This is a genomic window from Streptomyces sp. NPDC090083 (assembly GCF_044747445.1).
GTDB lineage: Bacteria > Actinomycetota > Actinomycetes > Streptomycetales > Streptomycetaceae > Streptomyces.
On the sequence record NZ_JBIVED010000011.1, the window covers coordinates 130,822 to 146,002 of the forward strand.

The 15,181-nt window shown below is 72.6% G+C and carries 12 protein-coding genes; 3 read left to right on the forward strand and 9 right to left on the reverse strand.

The window, feature by feature from the left end:
* Window positions 1–384: 384 nt before the first annotated feature.
* On the forward strand, window positions 385–1,143 hold the full coding sequence (locus tag ACIPTO_RS32595; RefSeq protein ID WP_366322909.1) for an AfsR/SARP family transcriptional regulator: 759 nt from the start codon (window positions 385–387) through the stop codon (window positions 1,141–1,143).
* Here the strand turns inward: ACIPTO_RS32595 and ACIPTO_RS32600 are convergent.
* From ACIPTO_RS32600 to ACIPTO_RS32620, 5 genes are all read right to left on the reverse strand, one after another.
* Complete coding sequence (locus ACIPTO_RS32600) at window positions 1,083–2,180, reverse strand: MsnO8 family LLM class oxidoreductase (protein WP_401198115.1); 1,098 nt, start codon at window positions 2,178–2,180, stop codon at window positions 1,083–1,085. The two genes, ACIPTO_RS32595 and ACIPTO_RS32600, sit on opposite strands and share 61 nt — an antisense overlap.
* Entirely contained in the window at window positions 2,177–3,439 is a 1,263-nt protein-coding gene (locus ACIPTO_RS32605; protein WP_401198118.1) for an MFS transporter, read from the reverse strand. The genes ACIPTO_RS32600 and ACIPTO_RS32605 overlap by 4 nt, the downstream gene beginning before the upstream one ends.
* Entirely contained in the window at window positions 3,436–6,231 is a 2,796-nt protein-coding gene (gene lanKC, locus ACIPTO_RS32610; protein WP_401198121.1) for a class III lanthionine synthetase LanKC, read from the reverse strand. Before lanKC ends, ACIPTO_RS32605 begins: the two co-directional genes overlap by 4 nt.
* A 107-nt stretch (window positions 6,232–6,338) precedes the next feature.
* Window positions 6,339–6,461, reverse strand: coding sequence for a hypothetical protein (locus ACIPTO_RS32615; RefSeq protein WP_366322917.1), 123 nt, complete (start codon window positions 6,459–6,461; stop codon window positions 6,339–6,341).
* A 252-nt stretch (window positions 6,462–6,713) separates the two neighbouring features.
* Window positions 6,714–8,345, reverse strand: coding sequence for an MFS transporter (locus tag ACIPTO_RS32620; protein ID WP_401198124.1), 1,632 nt, complete (start codon window positions 8,343–8,345; stop codon window positions 6,714–6,716).
* Between the two features lie 148 nt (window positions 8,346–8,493).
* On the opposite strand from ACIPTO_RS32620, the gene ACIPTO_RS32625 reads away from it, so the two are divergent.
* Window positions 8,494–9,489 carry an Lrp/AsnC family transcriptional regulator gene (locus ACIPTO_RS32625; protein WP_401198127.1) on the forward strand — a complete coding sequence of 332 codons (996 nt, stop codon included), beginning with the start codon at window positions 8,494–8,496 and terminating at the stop codon, window positions 9,487–9,489.
* A 91-nt stretch (window positions 9,490–9,580) separates the two neighbouring features.
* Here the strand turns inward: ACIPTO_RS32625 and ACIPTO_RS32630 are convergent, their stop codons facing one another.
* The 3 genes from ACIPTO_RS32630 to ACIPTO_RS32640 form a co-directional block, all read right to left on the reverse strand.
* Window positions 9,581–10,921, reverse strand: a complete 1,341-nt coding sequence (locus tag ACIPTO_RS32630) for a jacalin-like lectin (protein ID WP_401198130.1) — start codon at window positions 10,919–10,921, stop codon at window positions 9,581–9,583.
* A gap of 240 nt (window positions 10,922–11,161) precedes the next feature.
* Window positions 11,162–12,253 (reverse strand): helix-turn-helix domain-containing protein, encoded by a 1,092-nt coding sequence (locus tag ACIPTO_RS32635; protein WP_401198132.1) that lies wholly within the window; start codon window positions 12,251–12,253, stop codon window positions 11,162–11,164.
* A gap of 131 nt (window positions 12,254–12,384) precedes the next feature.
* Window positions 12,385–12,741 carry a MerR family transcriptional regulator gene (locus ACIPTO_RS32640; RefSeq protein ID WP_401198134.1) on the reverse strand — a complete coding sequence of 119 codons (357 nt, stop codon included), beginning with the start codon at window positions 12,739–12,741 and terminating at the stop codon, window positions 12,385–12,387.
* Window positions 12,742–13,018: 277 nt separating this feature from the next.
* On the opposite strand from ACIPTO_RS32640, the gene ACIPTO_RS32645 reads away from it, so the two are divergent.
* The gene (locus tag ACIPTO_RS32645) at window positions 13,019–13,924 is read left to right on the forward strand and encodes an NADP-dependent oxidoreductase (RefSeq protein ID WP_401198137.1); all 906 of its coding nucleotides are present in this window, start codon (window positions 13,019–13,021) and stop codon (window positions 13,922–13,924) included.
* A gap of 84 nt (window positions 13,925–14,008) precedes the next feature.
* Here ACIPTO_RS32645 and ACIPTO_RS32650 read toward each other — a convergent pair whose 3' ends face one another.
* On the reverse strand, window positions 14,009–14,992 hold the full coding sequence (locus ACIPTO_RS32650; protein ID WP_401198139.1) for an alpha/beta hydrolase: 984 nt from the start codon (window positions 14,990–14,992) through the stop codon (window positions 14,009–14,011).
* Between the last annotated feature and the right edge of the window lie 189 nt (window positions 14,993–15,181).

Sequence of the window (15,181 nt, forward strand, 5' to 3'; positions counted from 1 at the left end):
AACGCCCGCACGCAAAGGGAGTTGAGGCGTGAAATATAGCGCAGCCAATTGAGTTGCGGCATATCCCGTGCGGCTGTCACCGCAAGAAGAGGAGAGGCATTCACGGCATTTCCCATCACATCCGCTGCGCGGGGTCCCGGCCCGCCCCGCCTACCGGTGGTCCCGGTTCCGTTCAGCGGAACCGGACGCGACAGGCGCAGGCCGGGGGCTCACGGTGGTCGTGACCGGGTGCCGAATTCACCGGTGGGTCCGACGCGGAGGGAACGGATGAATGCAGGGACGACCGGGCCGCACCCCGGTGACGTTCGATATTCCGTACTGGGGCCTTTGGCCGTCGCCGGTGCCGCGGGTGGGGCCCCGCCGCTCGGCCCGCTCAAACAACGCATGCTGCTCGCCATGCTGTTGTGCCGCCCCAACACCGTCGTCTCCGTCGACGTACTGGTGGACGCCTTGTGGGAGGACGGGCCGCCCCGGACGGCCCGCAAGAACGTCCAGGTGTACGTCTGGGCGCTGCGACGGCTCCTGGACGGCGTCGGCGCGGGCGGACGGCTGGTCCGGGGAGTCGGCGGCTATCTGCTGAGCGTGGACGACGGTCAGCTGGACTCGCTGCGGTTCCGCGAACTCGCCGACGCCGGACGCGAGGCGGCGGACAAGGGGGAACTCCCGCTCGCCGCCGCTCTGTTGAAACGGGCGTTGGGCCTGTGGAACGGACCCGCGCTCCCGGAACTCCGCCGTTCGCGGGCCCTGTCCGACGAGGCCGAGCGCCTGGATCTCGGGTACTTGCAGGGCTACGAGGACTGGGCCGAGGCCGAGTTGTGGCTCGGCAACGCCCGTGCGGTCGTCGGCACCATCGCCGAGCTGACGGTCCTGCACCCGCACCGCGAACGCCTGCGGGCCGCCCACATGACCACGCTGTTCCAACTCGGCCGGCAGACCGAGGCGTTCGCCGTCTACGACGACTACCGGCAGTTCCTCGCCGGGGAGTTCGGCCTGGGCCCCAGTCCGGTGCTCGAGGCCCGGTACCGCTCGATGCTGGCCGGCGGCGAGAACCTGACCGGCCGGCCCCGAGGCCTCCCGGCCGTTCAGGAATGGGCCGGGCGCCCGGCCCCCGCCACCGCCAGATGCGTCGAGACCGGCCCCTGACGCCCGGTGAGCGTGCGCAGGGTCCGGCGGCGTTCCGCCCCGGTCGGGTCCACGGGGACGACCATGATCTCGTCGGCGCCCAGGGCGTCCGCCAGATGGCCGACGGCCTCGGCCACCGTGTCCCGCCCGCCGTACACCACCTGCTGGTCCTCCAGGAACCTGCGGGCCAGGAAGTCCTCCCGGGCCGACGGCGGGGACGCCTGCGCGGCGGAGCCCGTGCGTTGCCGGACGGAGACGCGCGCCGCGTGCAGGGCCAGCCGCTCGGCCTCGTCGTCGCTGCCCGCGCAGAGCACGTTGAGCGAGGCGATCAGATGGGGGCGGGCGTCGTGCGGGCCGGGGACGAAGGCCGCCCGGTACCGTTCCACCGCCGCCGGGCGGCACTTGGAACGGCCCAGGTGGTGGCCGTAGACGAAGGGCAGGGACCGTTCGGCCGCGGTACGGGCCGAACCCTCGCCCGCTCCGAGGACGTGCACCTCGGCCGGTGCCTCGACACGGGGGGAGAGGTGCAGGGCCGGGTTGTCCGGCAGGCGGGACGGGTCGTCCGACGGGTCGAGGAACTCGGTGAGTTCGTCGATCAGCGCGGGGAACTCGACCATCGCTCTGGCGTCGCGGCGCAGTGCCGACTCCAGGGCCGCGCGGTAGGCCGGGGTGCCGGCGGTGTTCGAGGAACGGCCCAGGCCCAGGTCGATGCGGCCGGGGTGCAGGGCGCCCAGGGTGGCGAACTGTTCGGCGACGACGTACGGGGCGTGGTTGGGGAGCATCACGCCGCCCGAGCCGACCCGGATGCGCCGGGTGCGGGCGGCGATGTGGGCCATGAGGACCGGCGGCGCGCTGCTGACGAGGTCGGGGGAGCCGTGGTGCTCGGCGACCCAGAACCGGTGGAACCCGCACTCCTCGGCGACCTGCGCCAGCTCGGCGATCTCCTGGACGGCCCGGCCGGGCGGGACCCGGCCGTCCGTCGCGCCCACGTCCAGCACGGAGAGGCGGACGGCCGGACCGGTGCCGTCGGTGTCGAGGTGGCGCTGTGCTGTGCTCACGAGGAACTCCTGTCCTGCGCTGGGGTGGTGGACCGGGCGGACGGCTCGGGCAGGACGAGGGGGACACCGGCCAGCAGGGCCAGCGCCACCGCGAAGAGCGCAGCCGCCGAGGACAGCGACATCTGGGCCAGCAGCAGCCCGGCGGCCAACGGCCCCAAGGGCTGGAGGAGTTGGGCGAGCAGACTGCTGGTGGTGGCGACCCGGCCGTAGATCTCCTCCGGCACCGCGACCGCCATGATCGTGGCGAACGTCGCCGAACTCACCGGGGTGAGCAGGCACAGCGCGCAGAACCCGGCGACGAACGCGACGGTGCTGCCGCAGGTCCAGGCGACCGCCAGCAGGGCGGCCCCCAGCGCGGGCGCCGCCGCCAGGGTCACCTTCAGAGGGACATGCCGCTGGAACAGCGGGGTGAGGAGCGAGCCGGTCAGGCCGACGACCGCCGCCGCGCTCATGGCCGTTCCCACCAGGACCGCGCCGTGCGGCCGGCGGCCCACGCCGAGGATCAGCGCGAACGCCAGGGCGGAGAACGCCACGTTGAGCCCCGCGAAGTACGCGGCGGAGCAGCGCATGAAACGGTCCCTGATCAAGTACCGCCATCCCGCGGTGAATTCGGTACGGAAGCGGACGCGCTGCGGAGGTGGTTCCGCCGGGGCGCGCCTCGACCGGACCGCCGCCGCCACGCAGAGCGCCGAGGCGCCGAAGGTCAGCGCGTCCACCGTGAACGGCACGGAGGGGGAGAGCGACAGCAGCAGCCCGGCCGCGGCGGGCGCGGCGATGTCGGCGCCGTAGGCCCGCGCCTGGTTCAACGACATCGCGGCGCCGAGCTGTTCGGGCGGGACGATGCGGCGGATCACCTTGTTCTGGGACGGCCGGAACACCTCCAGGGCCGTGTCCGAGACGATCACGGTCGCCAGCGCCAGCGCGATCGGCACCGGGCGCAGCAGGACGTAGAGCGCCACCGCCCCCACGGCGCACATCCGGAGCAGGTCGCAGACGAGCATCAGGGTGCGCTGGTCGTAGCGGTCGCTGAGGTAGCCGGCGGGCATGCGGGTCACCAGGGCGATGACGAGGGAGGTGGTGCCGATGGTGGCGGCCACCGTGGCGGAGTAGCCCGCCGCCAGCAGGACCAGCGGCAGCACGACGAACGTCATCGACGAGCCGAAGTCCGACAGTGCCTGCCCGATCCACAGCAGCCGGAACTCCCGGTTGCGGCCGAGGCGTTGGGTCTGCACCGTGTTCAGGGGCGCGGTGGCGGTCATGCGCCGGGCCCGGTCGGCGCGAGCAGGTCGTCCAGCAGGAAGTTGGTGTTGGTGCGCGCACCGGGGCGGGTCGTGCGGAACCGGTCGAGGAAGAGCGCGACCCCGGCCGAACCGGTCGCCAGGTCGCAGCTCTCCCGCACCGTCTGCTCGCCCGGGAACACCACTCCCTCGGGCCGCTGCACCGCGCTGCACAGCGCCGCCTCGGCCGCCCGCTCCGCGTCGCCCAGCAGCTCGGCGTCGCCCAGGAACTCGTAGGCGTCCAGGAGGGCGTTGCCGAGTCCGCTGATCCCGTGGAACAGCTGGGGGAACGTCGTGTACTTGCGCCGCACGTCCGGCAGCAGCGCCTCGATGTGCGCGCGGAGCGACGCGTCGCCGGTCACCTGGTGGTAGCGCAGCAGGGTGGTGAGGATGCCCGCGGTGCCCTCGTCCCAGTAGTGGCGCAGCACGGCGGCCGGTTCGTCGGTGGCGGCGACGGGCGGGAAGGACAGCAGCCCGGAGGGCGCGTACGTCCCGGACGACAGGTCGAACTCCAGCCCGGCGCGGCCGAGTTCGAGGGTGGCCGGGTCGCCGGTCGCCGCGTGCAGGGCCAGCAGGAACATGGCCACACCGGACGCGCCCTCGCCGTAGCCGACCGGGGTCTGCCCGCCCGAACCCGGCCAGTGGGCCCGGCCGTTCTCGTGCCGGGCGCTCACCGCGGTCTGCGCGAAGTGCTTGCCGATGTCACGGGCCCGGTCGAGGAACTCGGTGCGTCCGGTGTCGCGCCACAGCCGCAGACAGGCCATGCCGTGCCCGGCGGCGCCGGTCAGCACACCCGGCTCGGTGTGCAGCAGCGGATGCCCGGCGGAGTCGCGCAGGACCCGCACGGCGATGTCGTGGTGGCCCAGCTCCGAGAGCACCCAGGCGACGCCGGCCGAGCCGTAATAGAGGCCCGGCGGCAGCGACTTGGGACCGGCCGGTCTGCGCAGCGCCCAGGCCAGGAAGGTGTCCGGCACCTCGTTGCCCGTGACGTGCAGGGCGTGGAGGCAGCCGTAGACGCCGTGCGCGACGGACAGCGGGTTGGTCTCGAAGACCAGCATGTCCGCCGGGAAGAGCCGGTCCTCGCGTTGCGGGTCGGCGGTGGTGCGCAGGTACTGTGCGACGCCGTCGAGGGTGGCCGCGATGCGCTTGCGCAGGCCGGTCTCCGACTCCGGGGCCGGGGTCACGCGCTCGGCCAGCGGCGGCAGTCGGCGCCAGGCGGTGGTGAACGGCAGGTCGGTCAGACGGCGGCGCAGGACCGCCGGGTCGGGCAGCGGCGCGTCCTCGTCGTAGAGGTCCCGGATCAGCGCGACCAGTTCGGCGGGCAGCGCGAGATCGGCGGCCACCGAGTCGAGCAGGCGCAGGGGTACGGCGTGGTCGACGAGGTCGTTCTGCTGGCAGGTCAGGACGCAGCACAGGATGATCCCGCCGAGCGCGTAGTAGTCGGAGCGCCGGTCGCCCTGTCCGTTGGCCATCGCCCGCCGGGTGACCGCGCCGGGAGTGCCCAGCCCGGCGCCGCCGCCGACCCCTTCGTGGAAGGCGGACTCCAGGTCGATGACACGGATGCGGTCGTCCGCGGTGACCATGATGTTGGTCGGGGACAGGTCGCCCAGCACGATGCCGCGTTCGTGGCAGGCTGCTATCGCGTCCGCGACCTGGAGCCACAGCAGCCTGAACCGGTCGTAGTAGTCGGTCAGTCCGGCCGCCGTCAGGTCCAGGCCGTACAACGGGTTGTGGGTGACGCTGAGATGACCGAGGTGGCTGCCGTCGATGTGCTCCTCGGCGATGAACGCGTGCTCCCACTGCTCGAAGTACGCGACGGGGCGCACGAACAGTCCGGTGTCCGCCAGTTCCGTCAGCAACTCGTACTCGTGGCGCAGCAGATGGACCGCGTCGATGCCCTCGGGCCCCACCTCGACACCGGGCCGGGCCTCGCGCAGGACGACGTCGGCGCCCGTCTCGGTGTCCACGCCGCGGTAGATGCCGCCGCGGTTGCTGAACGCCAGCGCGCTCTCGACCTTGAACCGGTCGTGGAGCAGGCCCTGGCTCGTACCGGCGGTGCCCTTGGGGGCCGCAGCGGTAGTTTTCCCGGTGGAGGAGGCGGCTGCGGTGGCGGCCGTGCCCGTCGCCGGTTCGGCGTCGGCGTACGGGTCGCGGGCCCAACTCGGCGCGTGCCAGAAGGGGGTGCGCACGTCCCGGACGAGTGAGCCGTCCGGAGCCCTCATCATCAGGTCCCGCAGCCCCAGCGGCTGGAGCTCGAAATGGCTGACGAACCCGCCGTAGCGGTAGGACACCACGCGCGAGCCCGGACAGCGCCGGTCGGACAGGACGTACGGCCCCTCGAAACCCCGCAACGCCTCCGTCAACTCCGCTGCGACAGACCGGAATTGAGTGTCGTCCTCGGGATAGACCGTGATGAACTTCCCGCTGGAGGCGCGCGGGAACGTCTTGCCGTTGGCCTCGCGCACCGCCATCGGGTCCATCAGGAACTTGAAGCGCACTCCCGCGTCCCTCAGCACCGGCAGCGACCGCCGCAGGGTCTCCGCGCTGGTGCGCGAGGTCGCCGAGACATGCAGCTTCCAGCCCTCGCCGACCACGGGCGCGCCCGGCGGCTCGGCGATGACCCAGTAGCCGCGGCGCCAGGTCCGCCAGGCGTCCGGCACGACCGCCTGGTACTCGCGCAGATGCTCACTGCTCGGCGCGCGCCGGCTGAAGTCCTCGAACCACCGCGGATCGTGGTTCATGTACGGCAGTACGTTCTCCCATGGCAACTGCATCTCGGCCCGCCCCTTTTTCGCCTGCGTGAATACGAACCCGGAGGTGGTCCCGGACGGCGCCGCCGCAAGGTGGCCGGTGCCGTCGGGACCGCCGTGTTCAGGTGGTGTCAGCAGCTCGTGATGGCACAGGAGCTGCAGCTGAAGACGATGGAGCTGGTCGGGGTCTCGATCTCCATGCTCTGGAGGGACAGCACGAATGCCGCGTCGACGGGCTCGATGGTGTGGGTCATGACAGTCTCCAGTCTCAGATGATGTCGGCGGGATCCGCTGACAAGTCCCAGGCTGGGGAGAACCGCTTCGGGAATGGCATGACGGCGGTTTGGATCCGGTATGCCCTCACGCGGGACCGGCGCCGGACCAGCCGGCGTTCTCGGTGACCTGGCCGTCCTTGCCCGTTCTGGACGCGGCGAGACTGGCGGAGGTGACAGCGGGCGGGATCCCGTCGGTGTGCGACAGGGCCCCGCCCGTGGGTGCTTCGTGGCTCAGCGGCGCGGCGCCGGGTCCGTTCCCGCTGTCGCGACCGGGGCCGGCGTCCCGGTGGTGGCGGTGCTCCCACCGGCCACCGGAGCCGACGCGGAAGCGGCGTCCTGCCGCGGGCGGCGCAGCAGCAGCACGCACACCAGGGCCGCGAGGAGCGTCAGCGACCCGGCGACCACCAGACACAGCCGCATGCCGTCGAGGAAGGACTCGCTCAGCGCGCCCAGGGCCCGGCCGGTGTCCGCGCCGAGGTTCATGTGGGCCACGGCGCCGAGGCCGTTCGCGTCGGCGGTGGAGACGATGCTCTGCCGGGTCGCGCCGGTCACCCCGGCGTCGGTGAGGTGACCGGGCAACGTGTTGAGCGCCCTGGTGGAGAGCAGTGCGCCCAGGACGGCCGGCCCGAGCGCGCCGCCGACCTGGCGGAACGCGTTGTTGCCGGCCGCCGCCATGCCCGCCTGCTGATGCGGCACGGAGGCCACGGCGGTCGCGGTCATCGGTGTCAGGACCGTGCCGATGCCCAGGCCCAGCAGCGCCAGCCGCCAGGCGATCGACCCGAACGAGGTGCCGGAGTCGACGCCGGTCAGCGAGAACAGCGCGCCGGAGATCACGAGCAGACCCCCGGTGATCAGGACGCGCGGGGCGACCCGGTGCATGAGCCGGCCGACCGGCTGGCCGACCACGATCGCCGCCGCGGTGACCATGAGCAGCCGCCAGGCCGCCTGGAGCGTGTCGAGCTGCTGCACCAGGCCGAAGTACAGGCTGAGCAGGAAGAAGAAGCCGATCAGCGCCAGGAAGGTGATCATCGCGACCAGGGTGGTGGCGGTGAACGCGGGGCTGCGGAACAGCGTCAGATCCAGCATCGGGCTGTCGCTGCGCCGCTCGGCGAGCACGAACGCGATCCCGCCGGCCACCGCCGTGAACAGGGCCACCATGACCTTGACGTCCGTGAACGAACCGGCGCCGCCCTCGATCACGCCGTAGACGAGCGCGGTGATGGCGAGGGTCGCGGTGAGCTGGCCGGGCCAGTCGAGCCTGCGGCCGTGCGGGGCGCGGGAGTCGGGGAGCAGCCGGGCGGCGACGCCCAGCGCGATCAGCGGGACCGGTACCGAGACGAGGTAGATCCAGCGCCAGGAGGTGTGGTCGAGGATGACACCGGCGATCAGCGGGCCGATCGCCAGCGCGGCCATGAGCGCGGTCGCCCACAGGCCGATGAACTTGCCGCGCTCCCGGTGGTCGGGCACCGCGTGGCTGATCAGCGCCAGCGTGGTCGGCAGCAGGGTCGCCGCGCCGAGTCCGGCGAAGGCCTGGCCGATCCACAGCACGTGCACCGACTGCGCGGACAGTGCCACGGCGGCACCGGTCGCGGAGAACAGCAGACCCGCCTGGAACACCTTCTTACGTCCGTGCACATCGCCGAAGACACCGGCTGTGAGGATGAACGCGGCCATGGGCAGGACGAACGCGTCCTGGACCCAGGACAGTTGGGCGGTCGACGCGTGCAGCGCCGACTGGATGGCGGGCAGGCTCACGGCGACCGTGGTCACCGGCAGGTAGGCCACGAAGACGCCGAGGCAGGCCATCACGAGGGTGGCAGCCCGTCGATCGGGCCGCCCGCTCGCCGGGGTCGTGACGTTCACGGGGAACTCTCCTTCTGGAAACGCGGTGCCCTCGAACTCGAACAGGCACGCGCCCCAGGATCGGCTTCCCCATGCACAATCACCAACGTGGAACCGGGAAGCGTCCCATAACATCCATCGAGCCGCTCACTGATGGCAGACTTTCTCCATGACCGACGAAGTCGACGGGAAAATCCTCCGCGCACTCCAGTGCGCGCCACGCGCCTCGTTCCGGGTGATCGGCGAGGTCGCGGGGGTCTCGGAGCAGACCGCCGCCCGCCGCTTCCACGCCCTGCGCCGGGCCGGGGTGATGCGGGTCGTCGGTCTGATCGACCCCTCCGTGCACGGCCAGGCGCGCTGGGTGGCCCGCATCCGCTGCCGCCCCGACCGGGTCGGCCCGCTGGCCGACGCCCTCGCCCGCCGTCCCGACATCGCCTACGCGGGCCTCGCGTCCGGCGGTTCGGAGATCATCTGCGTCATCAGCGCACCCGTGCACGTGCCGCGCGACGACGTCCTGCTGCGTCAACTCCCCAAGTCCGCCTCGGTCCTGGACGTCAGCATCGACCTGCTCATCCATCCGTTCGGCAGGTCTGGAGTGAGCGACTGGACGGGCTACGGCGGTCACTTGACGCCCCATCAGATCCAAGGCCTCGTGGGCGACCGGTCCGACCTGCCGACGGGCCCGCCCGTGCGGCTCACCGACGAGGACACCCCGCTGCTCGGCGCGCTCGCGGACGACGGCCGCGCCACGCACACCCAGCTCGCCGACGTCACCGGCTGGTCCACGGCCCGCGTGGCCCGCCGGCTGGACGCCCTGGAGAGTTCGGGAGCGCTCGCCTACGACGTCGAACTGCTCTCCGCGCGCCTGGGGTTCGCGCTCAACGCCACCCTGTGGCTGCGCGTCGCCCCGGCCCGCCTGGAACGCGTCGGGGAAGAGCTCGCGGCCCACGACGAGGTCGCCTTCGCCGCCGCGATCAGCGGTGACTCCAACATCATGGTCGTCGTCATCTGCCGCGACACGGAGGACCTGTACCGCTATCTGACCACCAGGGTCGCCGCCGTCCCGGGCATCGACGGCTACGGCGTGAGCATCCACGTCCACCGCCTCAAGCAGGCCACCTCGCTCATCTCGCGCGGGCGACTGGTGCCGCCGGCGTTCGGGTAGCGGGGGCGGGACGCGCGGTGCCGGATCACCCGTGGTCGGCGGATGATCCGGCCCACGACCGGCCTGCGGTGTCGCCGGGTCGCGCGGTCCGTCAGCGCTTGGTGTAGATGAAGCCGACCTTGTCGACCTCGTCGCCGGAGCGCCCGTGGAAGCCGGCGATCTGCCAGCCGGACGGGGCGGTGCGGGTCACGCAGTCCGAGGTGGTGGTGCCACCGGCCAGGGTGTTGCCCAGGTTGGTGGTGAACTTGGCGTAGTAGATCCGCGTGGTGTCGCTGTACTTGCCCTCGCACAGGTACGCCGAGGTCACGTACTCGCCGCTGCCCAGGGTCAGTGAGGACGCGGTGCCGCCCGTGCCGCCGTGGGTGAGCGTGGTGCCGTTGGCGAGGGTGACGCCGACCTGGTCGACGCGGGAGCCGGAGCGCAGCGAGATCCGGGTGGCGCGGGCGGCGGCCGGGACGCTGTCGATGTCCTGGTAGTAGTCGCCGTGCGGGCCGCCGAACTGGTCGCTGAGCTGGAAGTCCGCGTTCTGCGACCAGGTGAAGCCGACCGTGATCGGGTCGTGGTCGGAGAGCATCAGCCCGTCCGAGGTGAGGAACTTGGCGTGCTCGTTGTTGTACGAGGTCGCGTTGAGCGTGACCAGCTTGCTGCTGCGGTAGAGGACCTTGTCCACGACCTCGCAGGTGTTGGGCACGGTGGCGCCGGTCTGGTCGCACACCAGCGCGTCGCTGCCCTTGGCCGGTGCGGAGCCGCCGCGGATCAGCTTGACCCAGGCGTCGGTGAGGCCGTTGGCCGCGCCGAACTCGGCGATGGTGTCGGCGGAGCGGGTGTAGCGGGTGTTCGTGTCACCCATCACCACGACGGCGTTGCCCGCCGAGTGGGTGCTGATGAACGAGGTCAGCTGGGTGAGGTTGTCGGCGCGGGAGGCCTCGTCGCCGTCGTTGGTGCCGGCGTTGGTGTGCAGGTTGTAGAAGTCGACGTACACGCCTTCGGAGAGGCGCTCCCGCATGAACGTGAAGCCCTTGGGGGTCAGGCAGTCGCCCGAGTCGATCTGGCAGGAGTTCCAGCGGACGCGCTCGAAGTCGTCCCCGTCCCAGGCGTAGTCGGAGACCGTGTTGAGCCCGCTGCCGATGCCCGCGCCGCCGCTGGTCGCGGTCCGGTAGGGGTGGGTGTCGGTGGAGTACAGGTAGGCGTGGTAGTTGAAGTCCTCCTGCACGTTCACGATGTCGTACGGGGCGATGCGCGTGCCGATCGCGGTGGTGCTCGTGTCGCGCGGCGTCGAGGCGCTGGACAGCGACTCGGGCAGCCCGGCGACGTTGTAGGTGAGCACGCTGAAGCTGCCCGAGGTCGCGGCGGCGGCCGGTGTGGCGGCGGCCACCGAGAGCCCGCCCAGGGCCGCGGCAGTTGCCGCCAGGCCGGCGAGGAGTCTGCGCATGGGGAAGTGCCTCCTGCGGAGTGACAGAGGGGGAGATTGATGCGGCGAGCATGTCAAAATGTAGCGACAAGCGCTTGCTATGACTCCCCCTCGGACGTACCGAACAAGGAATTCCGGGTGGCGTGGAGATGGCCACGTCCCGCTGTTCGCCCGGTTGTTGCCGGTACGGGGGGATGCGGTCCGTGGGCGATGGGCGCCGGGCGCACGTCATCGGGGTTGGGCGATGCGCGCGGACCGGTGCTACGGACGCGCCAAGTGCCGCATCGTGAGGGCGAGTTGGAGACGCAGCCGCCCCTGGGGTGTGCGTACCGGCCAGCCCAGCAGGGACTCCGCGTGGGTCAGGCGGTCCTGGAGGGTGGAGTGGTGGACGTTGATCTCGGTGGCCGCCGCGCGCAGGCTGGAGGTGTTGGCGACGGCGTTCAACGTGGCCAGCAGCCAGGGCGCGTTGGCCGCCGCGGCCTCCAGGTCCCGCACGTCCGACGGTGGTTCGGCACCGGGCGCGACCAGGTCGGCGAGGAGGGCGATGCCGCCGAGTTCATCGGCGCGGACGATGCGCCGGCCGGGGTCCTGTGCGGTGCCGTCGGAGGTGAAGCGCAGGGCGGTGCGGGCGGCGGACCAGGAACGGGGCAGGTCCAGGACACGGACGGCGGGTCCGATGCCCAGCCGGCCCGCGGGCAACTCGGTCTCCGGGTGCGGGGGTTGAACGCCGTGGCCGTCGGAGAGCGCTTGCTGATCGCCGTCCGGGACGGATCGAAGGCCGGACCCGCCCGTCGTCTCCCGGGACGCGGCGACGACCCGGGGCGGCGCGTCCGGCGCGGCGACGACCCTGGCCCTGGTCGCCGGGTCGGCCGGGTCGAGTCCGAGGCGCCGGGCCGCGTGCAGCCGGGCCGCCTCGGGAGCGGTGGCGTCGAGCAGGGTCTCGGTCGACTCCGGGTCGTCGGCGGGAACCCGGCCCCGGGTGCGGTCCAGCACCACGCGGACGGCACCGGCCGCCCGCTCCAGGATCATCGCGTCGACGACACTGGGCGCCGACCCCGCCGTACGCTCCAGCCACAACGCGGAGGCCCCGCCCGGTGTCAGCGCGACGGCCGGCCAGGCGGGATCCGGCGGTGCCGCGCTGTCCCGGCGCGTCCCGTCCGCCTCGACCCGCACCCGGACCCGCCGCTCGGCGTCGACCAGGCGCGCGGCGCACCCGGCGAGCACCGCCGCCCCGCGCACCAGCGCCTCAAGACCGGCCCGCGACTCGGCGAGCCGATCGAAGTACCCGATGACCCGCACGGCGGCACCGGCGTCCGGATCCAGCGCGGTCAGGCGCCCGGCCAGCTCTTTCATGGGTCCATGGTGCGCCATGGGCGGGGCGGAGAGGAGTGACGGGAGCGGGCCGGCGGAAAACCGGTCGGCCCGCGACGGCTGCCGGACAGACCGGGGCCCTGGCCGGGGTCCCGCCCCTCGCGCCGAGTGGGTCAGTCCTGGGGCGCCTTCGCCGCGGTCACGTTCTCGATCACGTGGCCGAGCCGGGTCTGGGCCCGGGTCAGGTCCTCGATACGGGCGGCGATGCGGTCGCGTTCGACGATCAGCCGGTCGAGCATGGCGGGGGTCGCGACGCCGGTGCTCACACACGGCAGGAGTTCGACGACGGTACGGCTGGAGAGGCCGGCCGCGAAGAGGTCCTGGATGAGCTGGACCCGGTCCAGGGCCTCGTCGGGATAGTCGCGCTGTCCGCCGGACGTCCGCGCCGATTCCAGGAGCCGCTGTTCCTCGTAGTAGCGCAGGGCCCGCACGCTGACCCCCGACCGTCTGGCGAGCTGTCCGATGCGCATGGCGCAGGTGACTCCCTTCCCGCTCGTATCCCGCTGGTGTCCCGCTCGTACCTCACGTCGATGTGAGGTTCAGGCTAGCGACACGGGCTCCGGTGGCACGCCCCGGGGGCGGTCGGCCGTGCGAGGTGCGGGGTCGCCGGGACCGTCCGAGTGCACAGGGGCGCGACCGTGCCGGGCGGCGGTTGTGGCTTGCACCTCACGTCGACGTCAGGTTCTAGAGTGCCGGGCGTCGGGACGAAACACGTCGTTCCGGCCCGTCGAGGTAAGGCAGACCCCTATGCGCGCAGCCCGGTTCCACGAGTACGGCGGAGCGGAGAAGCTGGTGATCGAGCAGGCTCCCGAGCCCCGTCCCGGACCCGGTGAGATCCGGATCCGCGTCGCGGCGGCCAGTGTCAATCCCATCGACTGGAAGCTGCGGGCCGGTGCCCTGCGGGAGCTGATTCCCGTGGAGCTGCCCGCCGTTCCCGGGCGCGACGCCGCCGGTGTGGTCGACGAGATCGGCGACGGGGTGGAAGGGGTCACCATCGGCGACCGGGTCTTCGGACTGGGTGGCGTCACCGGCGCGACCGCGGAGCTGTTCGTCCTGTCGGCCTGGGCGCACGCCCCGGCCACCTGGAACGACGAGCAGGCCGCCGGTGCCGGTCTCGCGTCGGTGACCGCGATGCGGGGGCTCGACGCGCTCGGCCCCCTCGCGGGGCGGACCCTCCTGGTGGAGGGCGCCTCCGGAGGCGTGGGCAGCGCGGCGGTGGAGATCGCGGTGGCGCGCGGAGCCACCGTGATCGGGACGGCCAGTGAACGCAACCACGATTTCCTCACCGCACTCGGCGCCGTACCCACCACCTACGGCCCCGGCCTCGCGCAGCGCCTCGCCGCCCTCGCTCCGCACGGCGTCGACATCGTGCTCGACACCGCGGCCTCCGGCTCCCTGGACGACCTCGTCGCGATCGCCGGTGACCCCCAGCGCGTCGCGACGGTCGCCGACCACGCCCGCGGGCAGCGCCTGGGCACGCACGTGGTCAACGCGGAGAACGACCCGAGTCTCCTGGCCGCGGCGGCGGAACTGGGCGGGCAGGGCCGCTACACACCCCGTATCGAGGAGGTCTGTTCCCTGGAGCGGATCGCCGAGGCCCACGCGCGCGCCGAGGGCGGACGCACCCGGGGAAAGATCGTGATCCGCATCTGAACGGGCCGGCCCGCGATCGGTACCGGAGGGAACCGGCTGGAGCGGTCTCCGCCCCGCCCGGCCCCCGCCCGGTTCCCGCGCTTCTTACACCGTGGCCAGCAGCCTCCGCAGCCAGCTCAGGTGGGCCGCCCTCGCCGCCTGGGACACCGCCGCCTGGGGGGCGAAGCCGTCGAAGCCGTGGAAGCCGCCCGGCCAGACGTGGAGTTCGGCCACTCCGCCCGCCTGCCAGAGGCGGGACGCGTAGGCGACGACCTCGTCGCGGAAGGTCTCCGCCGAGCCGACGTCCAGGAAGGCCGGGGGGAGGCCCGTGAGGTCCTCCGCGCGGGCCGGAGCCGCGTACGGGGAGACGTCGGGGCCGCCCCGGCTCTCGCCGAGGAGGGCGGTCCAGCCGGTCTCGTTGGCCGTGCGGTCCCAGATGCCGACGCCCGCCATCTGGTGCGCGGACGGGGTGTCGTTGCGGTCGTCGAGCATCGGGCACAGGAGGAGCTGGCCGATCGGGCGCGGGCCGCCCCTGTCCCGGGTCAGCAGCGCCAGCGCCGCCGACAGGCCGCCGCCCGCGCTCGCGCCCATGACGACGATCCGCTCCGGGTCGCCGCCGATCTCCTCGGCGTGCTCCGCCGTCCAGAGCAGACCGGCGTACACGTCCTCGACCGGCGCCGGATGCGGGTGCTCGGGCGCGAGCCGGTACTCCACCGACACCACGACCGCGTCCAGCTCCCGCGCGTACTCCAGTGCCCCGGTCACCCCGACCCGCCGGTCGCCGAGGACCATCCCGCCGCCGTGCACGTGGTAGACGACGGGCAGCGCCCCCGACGTCGCCGGTGCGGTCGGGCGGCAGATCAGCAGCGTGATGGCGGGGGCGCCTGCCGGTCCCGCGACCTCGCGGTCCTCGACCGCGAAGGCGCCGTCCAGGGTCAGGTCCAGCTCCAGCGACTGAGTGATCGCCGGGCCCCGGCGGATCTCGTCGATGTCCTCCGGCGACATCCCGGGAGAGATGTACTCCCTGATCAGTTCGAGTGCCGCGGCGAGCTCCGGGTCGAACGGGGGCGGGGGAGGGACGGCGGTCATGGGCTTCTCCTGACGCGTGATGCGGCAGCTCGTACAGCCATGGTCCGCGTGTCCGTCCCCGATCGGCCCACCGCCGGACGGCGGAACCTCCCCGCCGTCCGGCGGGTGCCTTGTCGGGACGTGACCCGTTGTTCACCGCCGGGACGTGGAAGGGATCCCGCACGCCCCCGACGATGTCCGAACCCCTAC